Raw genomic sequence first — 13,793 nt, 5'->3', positions numbered from 1 at the left:
TTCCAAAGTGCGCCTGTGTATGCCGCGCCGTCGCTGATACCCTGACGAGCGCGATCCACGCCTCTTATCTACTGTACGAGTCCCGGTACGAGGGGGTCAAACCACGCATTGCCGTTCGCGCCGGCCCGCGTCCCCGCAAACCCCGTTCCGAAACTTCAAACCCTACAAGAGCACCACTAAAAACGTTCCGGCGGGGCCGGGTCCAGAGAAAATATCTCCAGCCGCACCCTCCATTGTGTGGATTGGTTCGGCTGCAGCACTACCATCCCGATATCCTCAACCTTAGCCCACTCATGTCCGAAGGGATCGTCGTAGTTGAACTGTGGTTCGATCGAAATATAGGATCCATCTAACGGGGCATACACCCGCAAAGCCTTGATGGTAGGCGACGTTGCAGTGATTCGCAGTCCATACCCGCTCTCCGGATCGCGCAGCTCAGCGACTGGCCCGTCTGCCATCATGCCCCGCTTCAACTGCACAAAGCTGTCGTCCAAGTGCAGCGCACCCAACTGCGCTCCTCTCTCCCGGTAAAGTCATACTCGGTCCGTGTAACCGGCAGAAGTCTGCCACTCAACTCGCCGCTGCGACGATCTTTTACCTCCGCGCGAAGGCCTTCCGGCAGGCGCAGCAACATCTGTCCGCGATGTCCGCTCAAAATCGCAAACCGTGGATGCCAGCCGATCCCGATCGGTTCCGCAGTGTCGCCGATATTATGAGCGACGATCCTCATCTCGATCACCCTGCCGCTCAACACGACATTCGTTGTGATCTCCGTCTTCGACAGCCAGTGGCCGTCGAAATCCCCCGGCTGAAACGTCGCCCTGGCCTCCCCTCCATCCGGCATGATGTTCGTGGTCACGGAAGCGGAAGGCTCTTTCAACATCAAGCCTCCAGCCGCCGCCGCGCCGTCGAGCCCGTAGCTGTCCTTCACCCCCGTCGGCAGGTTCAAATGAACTCCGCGCCATACCGCGGTCAGTCCTCCATCCGGTGTTCGCGTCCCATAGATCCGGCCAGCCCAGGGAGCTTCAATCGCCGCACCCATCGCAAGGCTCTTCGTTCCCGCAGCATCCGCCCCAGTGCCGTTCAACTGCTCCGCCGCACTCTCCACAGGTGGCGAAGCAAGCAGATTCACCTCTCCCATCTTTGGAAGATAAGCCGAAATCTGCAACATGTTCATGCCGCGTCCCGGCAGCAAAGTCGCCGACAGAAACTCGGGCCCATTTCCACCCACCATCTGGGTCCGCTGCAGTTTGATCACATCCTGACCACCCGGGCGAAACACAACATCCTGCTTTGGCTTAGCCCGCAGCTGCTTCTTCAGTAGCGCAAACTGTCCCAATCTGTGGGTCCGCCATCCAAATGCCAACCCCCAGCAGCAATATCAGAATCAGCACAGTGAGCATGCCGGAGCGCATCACCGCCACATGCCATATGCTCCTGCGACGCTTAGCGGCCCACTCCTTCAGGAGTGCCCAATACATCCTGCTCAGTCTCGGATCTTCCAACTTCCCGCCTATTCCCGTCGTGACATACGAACATCATTCTACTTAGTTGTTTGACGCACCGATCTCCCCGCCCGTCTCCCACCAACTATGATGAGAAAGAGTGACACCTGCCAACACACAAAGTACGTCTCCGCTCCTGCAGCAGATTCGCGAGACCATCATCACCTGCGAACGTTGCCCTCGACTTCGCGACTACTGCCGCGGCATCGGCGAGACCAAACGCCGGGCTTACCTTGACCAGACCTACTGGTCCCGCCCCGTTCCCGGCTTCGGAGATCCCCGCGCCCGCATCCTCATCCTGGGCCTCGCCCCAGGCGCCCACGGAGCCAACCGCACCGGTCGTCCCTTCACCGGCGACGGCTCCGGCGACTTCATGTATCCCGTCCTTCATGAGCTCGGCCTCGCCAGCAAACCCCGCGCCGTCACCCGTGATGACGGCCTCAAGCTTCGTCACGCCTGGATTGCCTCCGTCGTTCGCTGCGCCCCGCCCGGCGACAAGCCACTCCCCAGGAGATTCGCAACTGCGGCACCCACCTCGCCCAGGAGATTCGAGCCTTACCCCGCGTGCGCGTCGTCGTCTGTCTCGGAAAGATAGCCTTTGACGGTTACATGGCGTTTCTTCTGCAAACTGGTGTCATCACCCGCAAGTCAGACTATCGTTTCTCTCACGGAGCCGAATATCTTCTCCCTAACGGTCTGCATCTGCTCGCCACCTATCACCCATCCTTGCGCAACACCAACACCGGCCGCCTGAACCGCATCATGTTCACCCGTGTCTTCCTGCGGGCAAGGGAACTGGCTGGACTCACCGTCTAGAGCTGGTTCTTTTCACCGAATACATCCAAGGCAAAAAACGCTGGCCCCACGATCATTGCAAGAAAAACAAGCGCGATCAAAACGTCTTTCATCGTCTACCCCTTCCTCACTTTAGCCTGCACCTACTGCTCTTCGCACAGCTTGCCAAGTCAGGGAGCCGCCTCGCCATTACCTTGAAAGATTCCCTGTAACTGCCTCAAAACCTTCACAATATGAAAAAACAACCAACCAATTGCTATCCGCTCGAATCTTACCTTCAAGAGAATCAAAATCTCGCACGAGGTACTTCGAATGAGTGCAAAGAACTACTGGTTTGCCTTCGGCATCGGCGTTAGCGCAGGAGCCGCAATCGCTCTCCTCTACGCTCCACAAACCGGAGTCAAAACTCGCAAGCAGCTCCGCAAGAGAGCGGAGGATGCAGGCGACTATCTAGAGGACGCAGGCAACTACCTCAAAGCTCAGGCCGAACGGCTCAGCGACGAGACGCAAAAGGCCATCAAGCGCACCAAGGGGCAGGTAGATTACGCCGTCGACAAGGCGGGCGACGTCGTCAACAGTGCTGTGAAATCGGCACAATCTCTCGTTTAATTCTTCATCGTCTCAATCTGCCTTCTCCTGGAACCCGAACATCCCGGAACCCTCCGGGATGTTTCGCGTTAGCGGACCAACAGTCTTCGCAACGGATCGATCCCCATCGGAATTAGCGTCTGTGGTCTGCGAAGAACCCCGACGTTTACATTGTTGCTTTGTCGGTTCGTCGGCCTTGGCATGCTCCACAACATAAAACGCCCCAGCAAAGTAGCCGGGGCGTTCATCAGTCCGTCTGCCAACCCTAAACAGTGGTCAGTTCAAGCCCAGCCATCTTCTCTTCGCCATCAGCTGAGATCGGACGGTAGTACAGCTTGTTGTTCTCCATATAGACCTCAAGGAACGCCGGCCGCTCAACAATCCCACCGCCGATCAGCGCTTCCGACAGAGGATCCTCGACGAACCGCTGCAGTGCGCGACGCAGAGGCCGCGCCCCATAACTGCGATCCGAAGCAGTCTTCTCGATGATCCACTTCTTTGCATCATCGGCCACAGAGATAGTGATCGCCTTATGCACCAGGTTCACATTCAACTGTTGCACCAGCAGCTCCAGAATCTGCATCAGGTCCGCATCCGACAGCGACGTGAAGATAATGATCTCGTCCAGACGATTCAGGAACTCCGGGTTGAAGGTCCGCTTCACCTCGCCCCGCACTAGCTCCTCCATCTTGTCCAGCACCATGTCTTCCTTCTCGCTCTGGAAGCCCAGCCCCTGCCGCTTCTGCAGATGCTTCGCTCCAATATTCGACGTCATGATAACGATGCAGTTCTTGTAGTCGACCGTGTTGCCCAGCCCATCCGTCAGCTGCCCGTCTTCAAACACCTGCAGCAGCAGATTGAACACATCCGGATGCGCCTTCTCGATCTCATCGAGCAGCACCACGCAGTACGGATTCCGCTTCACACGTTCCGTCAGCTGGCCGCCCTCTTCATACCCGACATATCCCGGAGGCGAACCGATCAACTTGCTCACAGAGTGCTTCTCCATGAACTCCGACATATCGAAGCGAATCAGCGCCTTCTCGCTGCCGAACAGGAACTGAGCGAGCGTCCGCGCCATCTCCGTCTTACCGACGCCCGTAGGTCCAAGGAACAGGAAGCTTCCAATCGGTCGAGCTGGATTCTTCAATCCAGCGCGAGACCGTCGAATCGCCCGCGCCAGCGCTGAGATCGCCTTGTCCTGCGAGATCACGCGCTTATGCAGTTCTTCCTCCACCCGCAGCAACCGCTGGGTCTCCTCTTCCTTCAGCGACGTAATCGGCACGCCCGTCCAGCGGCTCACCACATCCTCGATATCTCCACGCGTCACAATCCCCGCCGAAGAGTCATCCAGGTGATACTTGTCCCGTAGCGCCCGCAGATTCTCCCGCTCCTTGCGCTCTTCATCCGAGTAGAACCGAGCCTTCTCGAACTCATGATTCGCAATCGCGTTTTCCATCCGGTGCACGATGAACTTGATCCGTTTCTGTACCTCAGTTAGTTCTTCAGGCATAGAGGTCTGCCGCAGCTTCACCCGCGCGCCCGCCTCGTCGATCAGATCGATCGCCTTATCCGGCAGGAACCGATCAGGAATATACCTGCTCGAGTGCGACACCGAGAACGTAATCGCGTCGTCGGTGTAGCTCACCGCATGGAACTTCTCGTACTTCTCCTTGATCCCCATGATGATCTTGATCGCGTCTTCCTCGTTCGGCGGAGGCACCTTCACCGCCTGGAATCTGCGCTCGAGCGAGCGGTCCTTCTCAATCGACTTCCGGTACTCTGCAGGAGTTGTCGCGCCAATGCACTGAATCTCGCCGCGAGACAGAGCAGGCTTCAGGATATTCGCAGCATCCAAGGACCCCTCCGCCGACCCAGCCCCAACCAGCGTATGCAGTTCATCGATGAACACGATCGAGTTCTGATTCTCCATCAGTTCCTTCATGATCGTCTTCAGCCGCTCTTCAAACTGTCCGCGATACTTCGTTCCCGCAACGATCAACGAAAGATCCAGCGCCAGCACCCGCTTGTCCGCAAGAAAGCTAGGCACCTCGCCATCGGCAATCTTCTGCGCCAGCCCTTCCACGATGGCCGTCTTACCCACACCCGGCTCACCAATCAGCACAGGATTATTCTTCGTGCGACGGCACAGGATCTGGATCACCCGATCCACCTCGCTGTCTCTGCCGACCAGCGGATCCAGCTGTTGATCCATCGCCGACTGCGTCAGGTCACGCGAAAACTCCGCGAGCATGCTCTGCTCACCGCGCTGTCCTTTTCCGCTGCCAGACGAAGGAGTCTTCTCCTGCGTCGTTCGCTGCAGCTCTTCACGAATCGCCGGCAACCGCAACCCACGCTCCTGCAGAATCTCTGCCGCAAAGCACTTCTCCTCGCGCAGCAGTCCCAGCAGCAGATGCTCGGTTCCAATATGTTTGTGCGAAAGCCGCTCCGCCTCCTCCGCCGCATACGCCAGCACCCGCTTGCACTCATTCGAGAGCGGCAGATCGACAGAAGTCGAGACCTTCTCGCGTATCGTCGTATGCCCTTCAATCTGCTTGCGTATCGACTCCACCGACGCGTGCGACCGCAAGAAGCGGTTCGTCAATGCCTTGTCCTCACGCAACAAACCAAGAAGCAGGTGCTCAGTCTCGATGTAAGGCGACCCAAACTGGCTGGCCTCATAGCGGGCGAAAAAGATCACCCGTCGCGCCTTCTCCGTATAGCGTTCGAACATATATCCCCTTCAAGCCGGCCACCACTTAGCCCGAAGGCCGCATAGCGCCGTTGGTCCCAGAACCGTCTCCGTGCCGCTCGCTCCCAGAGACAAATCAGGCTACTTCAACCTGCGAAGCATCCATCCCACTACTTCCTAGTGTAGTCGTCCCCGCAAAATATTCGAAATACCTCGAAAGTTATGCATAACTTAGCATTCTTTTAGACGCAACCTGTGCAAAACCAGCACCAAATTAGGTGCACTTTGAAAAACATCGATTTCTTCTGCCGATTAGATGATTTCGGGACCGGGTAAGGATCAGTCTTGCCAACTCACTGAAGGAAAGGAAGATGGGACATTATTAGCTGAGTGCTCTTTGTCCCACTCGGAGTTTGCTTCCCAAATCAAAACCGTTGAAGTAAAAAATACGAGTAAGCCATTTCAGATGTGAACGCCCGAACTCGGCGGAACGTTCAATCCCGCGATCCCATTCCGTTCGATCTAGGTCTTCCCCGGTCGCCCGTCCACCAAACGCCCATCTCGCAGCTTCAGCACCCGATCGCATCGCTCGGCAAACTCCAGATTATGCGTCACCAGCACACTCGTCAGCCCATGCGCCTCATGCAGCCGCTGAATCAAGCTGAATACCGCATCCGCTGTCTTCCCATCCAGATCCCCCGTCGGCTCATCCGCCAGCAGCAGCCTCGGCTCCGTCACCAGTGCCCGCGCCAGGCTCACCCTCTGTTGCTCTCCTCCGCTCAACTCCCCCGAACGATGCTCTGCCCGGTCTCCCAACCCCACCTCCGCCAACCAGAACCGCGCCTTCTCCAGCGCCTCCGCACGCCTCATCCCGCGAGACAGCAGCGGCATCGCAGCATTCTCCACCGCAGAAAACTCAGGCAACAGGTAGTGAAACTGCCAGACGTACCCCACCTCCCGATTGCGATACTCCGCCGCCTGCTTCGGCGTAAACGAGCTCAACCGGCTATCACCGCACCAAACCTCGCCCGCGGTCGGCGTATCCAGCGCGGCTAAAAGATGCAGCAGGGAACTCTTGCCCGCGCCACTCTCGCCCACAATCGCGATCATCTCGCCCGCATGTACCCTCAGATCCAGCCCGCGAAACAACTCCAGCGCCGGTCGCACCGACCCACTACTCGCCGAACTTTTACTCGAAGACCCACCACTCGAAGCAACTGCTGCATAGATCTTCGTCAGCCCAACCGCCCGCATCACCACCGTCCGCTCCCGCACCACCGGCAACGGCTCCAGAGTCCCCTCATTCTCAAATCGCACATCGCCATCCAACGGATCGTTCAACCCTTCACCTCATACATCTCTACAAAGAAGCGTCATCTCGACCGGAGGCGGCGCTTTTTTGCCGCCGTAGTGGAGAGAACCCCCGCATTTTTCGACTCCGCCACGTACCTCTCCATTGACGCTTATCCGACACTCGTCTCCCCGCCGCCAACATGACCAGGAAAAGCTCCCAGCGAGATCGCAATCCTGTTCCACGCGTTGATTGTTGTAATCACCAATGTCAGATTCACCGTCTCCACCTCGCCGAAGTGCGCTCGCACCTCTTCATACACCGCATCGGGCGCATGCCCTTCCTGAATATTCGTCACTGCCTCCGCCCACGCCAACGCGGTGCGCTCCCGTTTCGTGTAACCCTCCGACCCGCGCCAATCGCCAACTCCCGCAATCCGCTCCGCGGTCTCATTGGCCCTCTTCAACTCTGCAGTGTGCACACGAACGCAGTACTCACACCCGTTCATCAACGAAGCCTTCAGCCGCACCAACCCAATCAACGAAGCCTCAAGCCCCGTCTCCGTATTCAGGTAATGCTCCAGCGCCGTCATCTTCGCTAACCCATCCGGCGCCAACTGCCTATACTTCAGTCTTGGATCACTCATATCTCAAAGCCTCCGCTGGCAGCACCTTCGCTGCGCTTCCACTGGGATAGATCGTAGCAATCAAGCTCACCCCAAGGCTCACAGCCGCCACAATCACTGCATCCACAACCCGCGGCGCGAACGGCAGATAATCAATCGAATAGACCGCTGCATCCAACCGAATGAATCGGTAGTGCCCACCCAGCCAGCTCAATCCATATCCAAGTATCAACCCAAGCACGGTCCCAATCACCGAGATCAGCAATCCCTGCATCAGGAAGATCCGCCGCACCTGATCCGCCCTCACCCCAAAGCTCATCAGCACCGCAATATCGCGCGTCTTCTCCATCACCATCATCGTAAGAGCGATCAGAATATTCAGCGCAGCCACACAAACAATCAGCGCCAGCACGATAAACGTCACCACCTGCTCCAGTTTCAACGCGCGAAACAACTCACGATTCTGCTCCATCCAGTTGGTCGTCTGAAACCCCTTGCCCGCTGCATCTTCAATCGCCCGACCCACGCCATCGGCATGATAAAGATCATCCACCTTGAAGCTGATCACCGAGATCAGATCCGGCTCACTGAACAGTCTCTGCGCATCCACCAACCGCAGAAACGCATAGCTCGAGTCATACTGATAAAACCCCGACTTGAAGATCCCCGCCACCTGAAACCGCTCATACTTCGGTACCAGCCCCAGCGGCGTCAACTCACCCTGAGGACTCGTCACCAACACCCCATCCCCCACCTTCGCCCCCAGCGACTCCGCCATATCCTGTCCAATCACAATCGGCGGAATCTCCCGCGCGACACCCCCTCCGCAATCGTTCCGCGCACTCGTTCCGCTCCCGCAAGGAGTAGCCGCCGCAGCAACCGGCTCCACCGCCGAAGCCGAACCCTGCACCACGCTCTGCAGCAAGTCCCCCACCGTCTTCTCATCCGCAGGAATGACACCTTTCACCAACCCGCCACCACTTCTGGCCCCCTTCGAGATCAGCACCTGCCCATACAATCCCGGAGCAGCGGCAACCACATGCGGCACGCCGCGAAGTCGTGCCAGCAACGGCCGCCAGTCGCGAATCCCATCCCCCGCAACTCGCATCAGGTCCACATGCGAGGTCGACCCCACCAGCCGCTCCTGCAGATCCCGTCGCATCCCATTCGTAATCGCCAGCGCAATAATCAGCGAAGCCACGCCCGCCGCTACGCCGATCACAGAGATAGCCGTGATCACCCCCACCACTGCCTGCCGGCGCTTCGCCCGCAGATAACGCGCCGCAATAAAAAATTCAAATCGCATCGAATTCCAGCTTACTATTCAGCCGCCATCAGCGCCGAGTAACGCTCGGCGCCTCGTCTTTCACCCGCCTCAACAAGGTATAAAAGTCACGAAGTGACCGCCCGCCGCGCAGGCGGCCCATCCGTCAGGACAAGCAGCCTCACTGCGCCATCACCTTCGGCAGATTCCAATGCCGCGCCACCGCCACCATCCGCAACACAAAACAAAAACTCCACCCACCGTCATCGCGATCGTTCGAGGCACCTTCAGCGCCAGCCCAATCACCATCACCGCCGCTCCCGCCAGCGCAGCTGACGCATAAATATCCGTATTCAAAATCCCCGGCACCCGCGTCATCAGCACATCCCGAATCGTGCCACCGCCCACGCCAGTAAGCACACCCATCAACACCGCGATCATTGGATTGATCCCAAACTCCAGCGCCTTCCCCGCGCCTGCCATCGCAAACAACGCCAGCCCCGCCGCATCCAGCGTAATCAACAACTGCTGCGGCACATGCTGAAACGACTGATAAAAACAAAACACCGCACCGCCACCCGCAAACGCCGTAGCTCCATACCTCCAGTCGCGAATACTATTCGGAGGCACCGCCCCAATCAGCAGATCCCTCACCGTCCCACCACCCAGTGCCGTCACAAACGACAACACCAGCAGCCCCAGCAGATCCAGTTCGCCACGAATCCCCGCCAGCGCCCCTTCCACCGCAAACACAAACGTCCCCACCAGATCCACCGCCAGCAGCACCACATCCTGTCTGTACTTCGGGAACCAGTCCCGCAGCGCCATTACCGCACCACCGCCTTCACCGCCACGACATTCTCATACCGGTCATACACCCTCACCGCCAGCACATGCTCCTTCGCGTCGCTCACCGGAGCGGAAGCCGCAGGCACCGCCACAGTAAAGTCATACCGTTCCGCCAGCGAATCCGAAACCTTCCCCACAGGCTCCAGATACTGCCACGGCCCCGCGTCAATCGAATACTCCGCATGCGCGATCGGCGAAGTAGCATCCCGAGCTTCCAATGTCGCATGAATGAAAGTCGAAGCAGTCTTGTTCGGACCGCTTTGCTCGAACAAAGTCTGTTTCGTCGCCGTCAACACCCCCGGCACAGGCGGCGTCGTATCGACCACAAACACCTCGCTCGCCCGCTCTCCCGTCAGCGCCTCCGCATCCGTATGCACCGGCGCATCGCTCGCCACCACCTTCACCTCATAGCTCCCATCGGGCAGAAGCGCCGAATCGAAGCTATAGACCCTCTCCGAGATCTTGTCCTTCAGCAACCGCCAGTTCGCCTCACCCACCCCGCGATACCAGACCGCGAACATCAGATCATCGCCATTGTCGTCATGCGCCATCCACCGCACCGTCACCGCGGCCTTATCCTTCTGCGCCATCAGCGGAGCAGCGTTCGAATCCGTAGAAAAACTTACCGCAGGCGCGGCCCCCGCAGCAGCAGGAAAGGCCACCTGCACCGTAGCATTGGCCGCAACCGGAGTCACCGGAGTCACCCGCGCCCCCGGCAGCACCACAACCTCATCCACCACCGGAGCGAGATTCCGCTGCAGATAGTTCAGCCCCACCGCATCGACCGATCCACCTCCGCGCAGCACAGCCTTCCACTGCACAAATCTTCCCGCAGGCACCGCGAAGCTCCCATCCCTACCAACGCGAGCCCACTCACTCCACCCCATCACCGGGCTCTCCACATTTCCGCTGCGCACAAACAGATCGAACCCCGTCGCCGACCCAGCCCTTACCTCCGCGCGCCCCCACTGCGAAAAGCTCTGCGCATCGAACACATCGCTCGTATAGGTTGCCGCCGAGGCAACCTCATCTCCCAGCCGAAACACCTTCCCGCTATTACTCGTCGCGATCAGCAGACCATCCTTCACTGCGGCAAACGCCATCCCCTGCGACGCCTCTAGGTGCGCAACATCGCTGAAGCGCCCACTGTCGTTCGCATCCAGGCGTCCCGCACTTATCTTCCCCGCATCAATCCTGTACACGCGCCCGCGATTTCCCGTCGCCGCCAGCAGACTTCCGTTCCGAACCGCCAGCGCATACACCACATCATCCTTCAGCGTCAGCAGCTTCTGCGGAGCCCCATCCACCGCAATCCTGTAGATCTCGGACCCATCCGGCACCAGCGTATTCGACCCCGCCGCCGTCGAAGACCCCGGCTGCACAAACGTAATCGTCACCCCCGCGCCACCCGTCACCGGCAACGGCGGCAGCGTCGAGTGTCCCTTCGTCCCCACCCCCGCCGCATACACATCTCCCGCCGCATCCATCGCCAGCGCCGTAATCTCTCGCCGTCCCGCAGCGTACGCCGCAAACGGCTTCGCCCCCACCGTCCCCGTCGCGAACCGATACACCACACCCGACCCATCCGACCCAGCCCACAACGTCCCATCCGGCGCCAGCAGCAGACACCGAATGTGCTGATCCGCCGTCTTGAACAACACCTCCGCCTTGCCGCCACCCGCAGGTACCCGGTACACCACCGCTGGAGCCCCCGCAGCCACATACACCTCGCCGCCCTTTCCCACTGCCAGGTCCCAAAGATACTTCGGCTTCTCCTCCGTCATCGCAGGATCGAAGACCACCGCCGCCGCGCCACCACCCGCAGGAATTCGATACACCTTCCCATCCGGCGAAGTCGCAGCAAGCACACTTCCGTCCGCCGCCACACGAAGCGCCTGCACCGCCAGCTCTTTCCCGGCAAAGATCTGCGTGCCATTCCCCTCATGCGTTACCTTCATCACCAACGCTGACCCCGCCGCGGTCCCACCCAGACCCACGTAGCCGTTCCCCGAGGCATCGCTCGCCAGCGACCACGCATAGCTCTTCCCACTCTCATACACTAAGGAACTGGCCGGCCCCGCCTCCAGCCGTCCATCGCTGCGGATTGCCACCCCTTCCGCATTGCCTTTTCCATCTCGTCGTAGCGTTCCACGCTCCACAGCTTCGTGCCCTGCGCGCTCGCCCACCCAGACAGCAGGGAAGACCCCACCACCAATCCCGTAACCAACACTCGTCGCATCATTCTGATCCTGAGTCTAAAGTATCTGCGCCCCCTCCGAACTTGAGAGGTCGACCTATTCAGTAGGGCATGCCTAAAATCGAGGACATGATCAAACCTGCCATCGTACAAGCAGTCTTTACCGGACAGCCCAAAGCGATCACCGACGAGCGCGGGACCTGGACCTCGTCGATCTTTCGTGATCGCGTCGATGGTCCGGTACAGGTCTTCCTTCACGGACTCGCCGGTGACAGGGTTACCCAGCCCTATCATGGAGGTCCCGGCGCAGCGGTCTGCGCGCATTTGACCGATCACTACTCCTTCTGGAACGCCCGATACAACATGAACCTCCAAGCAGGGTGTTTCGGCGAGAACCTGACCTTGAACAATGTTCGAGAAGAGCAGGTTTGTGTAGGCGATAAGGTGCGTCTGGGAACCACGCTCGTCCAGGTCAGCGGCCCGCGCGTCCCTTGCGCCAATCTGGCCCGTCGAATCGGGCGACCCGACTGGGTGAAGCTGACCATTCGAGAAAATCGCACAGGCTTTTATCTGCGCGTACTCGAACCCGGCACACTTGAGGCAGGAGACCCGTGGATCGTTGAAGAACGAGTCAACCAGGAGGGCTCGATACCGGCCATCAATAGCTGCATGTATCTGGAGTTCGATGCCGACTATGCTCGCAGCATGCTGGAAATGGCCGGTTTGGAAGCCTGGTGGAAAGACCAGGCGCGTCAAAAAATCCAGGATCAAACCGGGCACTGGACCTCGACCATGAAGAGTGGAGGCAACTGATCGCTGCGTATATTACAAGCCAGGATTATCAAGCTTACAAGCCATGAGCAGACATCTGACAGCAGCGTCTAGTTCGTCAGCACAGCGCGATACCGCACCTGATTCTTCTTCACTCTGGTCACCGCGTCGTTTGCCTTCGCCATCGCAAACCGCTCCGTAACAGCCTTAACCCCGTGACGAGCCGCAACGTCCAGCATCTCGCTTATCTCCTGCGGACTTCCGATGTTACTTCCGGCAACAACCTTCTGGCTCGTAATGAGCGATGCCCCCTGAATCGGCATGGGAGAAGGGGGCGCCCCAACCATGCAGAGTGTGCCGTTGGGTCGCAGCGCATTCACATAAGCCTGCCAATCCTGATCCGCGCTTACCGTCGAAAGCAGAAGATCAAAAGACCCCGCAACCTTCTTCAGGGCGCCGGTATCGCGCGTATTCACGAAGTGATGCGCCCCCAGCTGCTTCGCCTCGGCCTCTTTATCCTTCGAGGTCGAGAACGCCGTCACCTCGGCGCCAAACGCCTTCGCAAACTGCAGGCCCAGATGTCCCAGACCGCCAATTCCAATCACTCCCACTCGCGACGAAGGCCGCACTCCATGATGGCGCATCGGCGCATACACCGTAATCCCCCACACATCAACGGGGCTGCCGATTCACTCTCAAGAGCTGCCGGCATCGGCACCACGAACCGTGAGTTCAGACGAACCTTGTCGGCAAATCCGCCATTACGTCCCACGCAAGTCGGTTGCGCCTTCGCGCACAGCTGCTCCTTCCCCTGCCGGCACCACTCGCAGATCCCGCAGCTATCCGCCTGCCAGCCAACTCCCACCCGCTCGCCCATCGTGCGGTCCTTCACCGCCGAGCCCACCGCCACAATGGTGCCCACAATCTCATGGCCCGGAATAAATGGATACTTGCTAATTCCCCAGTCATTGTCGATGAGGTGAACATCGCTATGGCAAACGCCACAGTGCGAGATCTTGATCTCGACATCATTCCCCCGCAACTCGCCCGGATCGTATTTGTAAGCTAGTAAGTGTGCGCCGGCCGCATGCACAGCGAGACCATGTATTTCACTCATTCGAAGTCTTTCCCTTTTTAGCGCAGAACATATCCGCCGCGCCTACCCTCTGATGCTACAACACCACCCCGAGCAAAAAAATCATCGACACGCTAATCG

General features: G+C 58.9%; 12 protein-coding genes and 1 pseudogene. 3 read left to right on the top strand and 10 right to left on the bottom strand.

Annotation, left to right across the window (positions count from 1 at the left end):
• Window positions 1–176 precede the first annotated feature (176 nt).
• Both RBB80_RS24410 and RBB80_RS24405 read right to left on the bottom strand, forming a co-directional pair.
• Window positions 177–509, bottom strand: coding sequence for a hypothetical protein (locus tag RBB80_RS24410; protein ID WP_433964910.1), 333 nt, complete (start codon window positions 507–509; stop codon window positions 177–179).
• On the bottom strand, window positions 470–1,339 hold the full coding sequence (locus tag RBB80_RS24405; protein WP_433964909.1) for a hypothetical protein: 870 nt from the start codon (window positions 1,337–1,339) through the stop codon (window positions 470–472). The genes RBB80_RS24410 and RBB80_RS24405 overlap by 40 nt, the downstream gene beginning before the upstream one ends.
• Window positions 1,340–1,605: 266 nt before the next feature.
• On the opposite strand from RBB80_RS24405, the pseudogene RBB80_RS24400 reads away from it, so the two are divergent.
• Window positions 1,606–2,321 (top strand): annotated as a pseudogene (locus RBB80_RS24400) (uracil-DNA glycosylase).
• Between the two features lie 291 nt (window positions 2,322–2,612).
• Window positions 2,613–2,909: a YtxH domain-containing protein gene (locus tag RBB80_RS24395; protein WP_433964908.1), complete on the top strand. Its 297-nt coding sequence runs from the start codon at window positions 2,613–2,615 to the stop codon at window positions 2,907–2,909.
• Between the two features lie 244 nt (window positions 2,910–3,153).
• Here the strand turns inward: RBB80_RS24395 and RBB80_RS24390 are convergent, their stop codons facing one another.
• From RBB80_RS24390 to RBB80_RS24365, 6 genes are all read right to left on the bottom strand, one after another.
• Entirely contained in the window at window positions 3,154–5,622 is a 2,469-nt protein-coding gene (locus RBB80_RS24390) for an ATP-dependent Clp protease ATP-binding subunit (protein ID WP_433964907.1), read from the bottom strand.
• A gap of 480 nt (window positions 5,623–6,102) precedes the next feature.
• Window positions 6,103–6,921, bottom strand: coding sequence for an ABC transporter ATP-binding protein (locus RBB80_RS24385; RefSeq protein WP_433964906.1), 819 nt, complete (start codon window positions 6,919–6,921; stop codon window positions 6,103–6,105).
• Between the two features lie 122 nt (window positions 6,922–7,043).
• Window positions 7,044–7,517, bottom strand: a complete 474-nt coding sequence (locus tag RBB80_RS24380; protein ID WP_433964905.1) for a carboxymuconolactone decarboxylase family protein — start codon at window positions 7,515–7,517, stop codon at window positions 7,044–7,046.
• Window positions 7,510–8,802, bottom strand: a complete 1,293-nt coding sequence (locus tag RBB80_RS24375) for an FtsX-like permease family protein (RefSeq protein ID WP_433964904.1) — start codon at window positions 8,800–8,802, stop codon at window positions 7,510–7,512. The genes RBB80_RS24380 and RBB80_RS24375 overlap by 8 nt, the downstream gene beginning before the upstream one ends.
• Before the next feature lie 150 nt (window positions 8,803–8,952).
• Window positions 8,953–9,588 carry a trimeric intracellular cation channel family protein gene (locus RBB80_RS24370; RefSeq protein WP_433964903.1) on the bottom strand — a complete coding sequence of 212 codons (636 nt, stop codon included), beginning with the start codon at window positions 9,586–9,588 and terminating at the stop codon, window positions 8,953–8,955.
• On the bottom strand, window positions 9,588–11,795 hold the full coding sequence (locus RBB80_RS24365) for a hypothetical protein (RefSeq protein ID WP_433964902.1): 2,208 nt from the start codon (window positions 11,793–11,795) through the stop codon (window positions 9,588–9,590). The genes RBB80_RS24370 and RBB80_RS24365 overlap by 1 nt, the downstream gene beginning before the upstream one ends.
• 122 nt (window positions 11,796–11,917) lie before the next feature.
• Here RBB80_RS24365 and RBB80_RS24360 point away from each other — a divergent pair, with 122 nt between their 5' ends.
• Window positions 11,918–12,619, top strand: coding sequence for an MOSC domain-containing protein (locus RBB80_RS24360; protein ID WP_433964901.1), 702 nt, complete (start codon window positions 11,918–11,920; stop codon window positions 12,617–12,619).
• 68 nt (window positions 12,620–12,687) lie between these two features.
• Here the strand turns inward: RBB80_RS24360 and RBB80_RS24355 are convergent, their stop codons facing one another.
• Both RBB80_RS24355 and RBB80_RS24350 read right to left on the bottom strand, forming a co-directional pair.
• Complete coding sequence (locus tag RBB80_RS24355; RefSeq protein WP_433964900.1) at window positions 12,688–13,221, bottom strand: zinc-binding dehydrogenase; 534 nt, start codon at window positions 13,219–13,221, stop codon at window positions 12,688–12,690.
• A complete protein-coding gene (locus tag RBB80_RS24350) occupies window positions 13,179–13,694 on the bottom strand; it encodes an alcohol dehydrogenase catalytic domain-containing protein (RefSeq protein WP_433964899.1) in 516 nt (171 codons plus the stop codon). Before RBB80_RS24350 ends, RBB80_RS24355 begins: the two co-directional genes overlap by 43 nt.
• Window positions 13,695–13,793 lie beyond the last annotated feature (99 nt).

Origin of the sequence: Tunturiibacter gelidiferens, assembly GCF_051013345.1 — a bacterium.
In the GTDB taxonomy this organism is placed as follows: Bacteria; Acidobacteriota; Terriglobia; order Terriglobales; family Acidobacteriaceae; genus Edaphobacter; species Edaphobacter gelidiferens_A.
Note: the sequence above shows the minus strand (reverse complement) of the source record. Positions and strands in the feature narration are given on the sequence as shown.

What these genes read in the sequence shown, in the direction of transcription:
- RBB80_RS24375 (WP_433964904.1), bottom strand. Translation starts at nt 8,802, where the DNA reads ATGCGATTTGAATTTTTTATTGCGGCGCGTTATCTGCGGGCGAAGCGC.
- RBB80_RS24360 (WP_433964901.1), top strand. Translation starts at nt 11,918, where the DNA reads ATGCCTAAAATCGAGGACATGATCAAACCTGCCATCGTACAAGCAGTC.
- RBB80_RS24370 (WP_433964903.1), bottom strand. Translation starts at nt 9,588, where the DNA reads ATGGCGCTGCGGGACTGGTTCCCGAAGTACAGACAGGATGTGGTGCTG.
- RBB80_RS24380 (WP_433964905.1), bottom strand. Translation starts at nt 7,517, where the DNA reads ATGAGTGATCCAAGACTGAAGTATAGGCAGTTGGCGCCGGATGGGTTA.
- RBB80_RS24355 (WP_433964900.1), bottom strand. Translation starts at nt 13,221, where the DNA reads ATGCGCCATCATGGAGTGCGGCCTTCGTCGCGAGTGGGAGTGATTGGA.
- RBB80_RS24395 (WP_433964908.1), top strand. Translation starts at nt 2,613, where the DNA reads ATGAGTGCAAAGAACTACTGGTTTGCCTTCGGCATCGGCGTTAGCGCA.
- RBB80_RS24390 (WP_433964907.1), bottom strand. Translation starts at nt 5,622, where the DNA reads ATGTTCGAACGCTATACGGAGAAGGCGCGACGGGTGATCTTTTTCGCC.
- RBB80_RS24350 (WP_433964899.1), bottom strand. Translation starts at nt 13,694, where the DNA reads ATGAGTGAAATACATGGTCTCGCTGTGCATGCGGCCGGCGCACACTTA.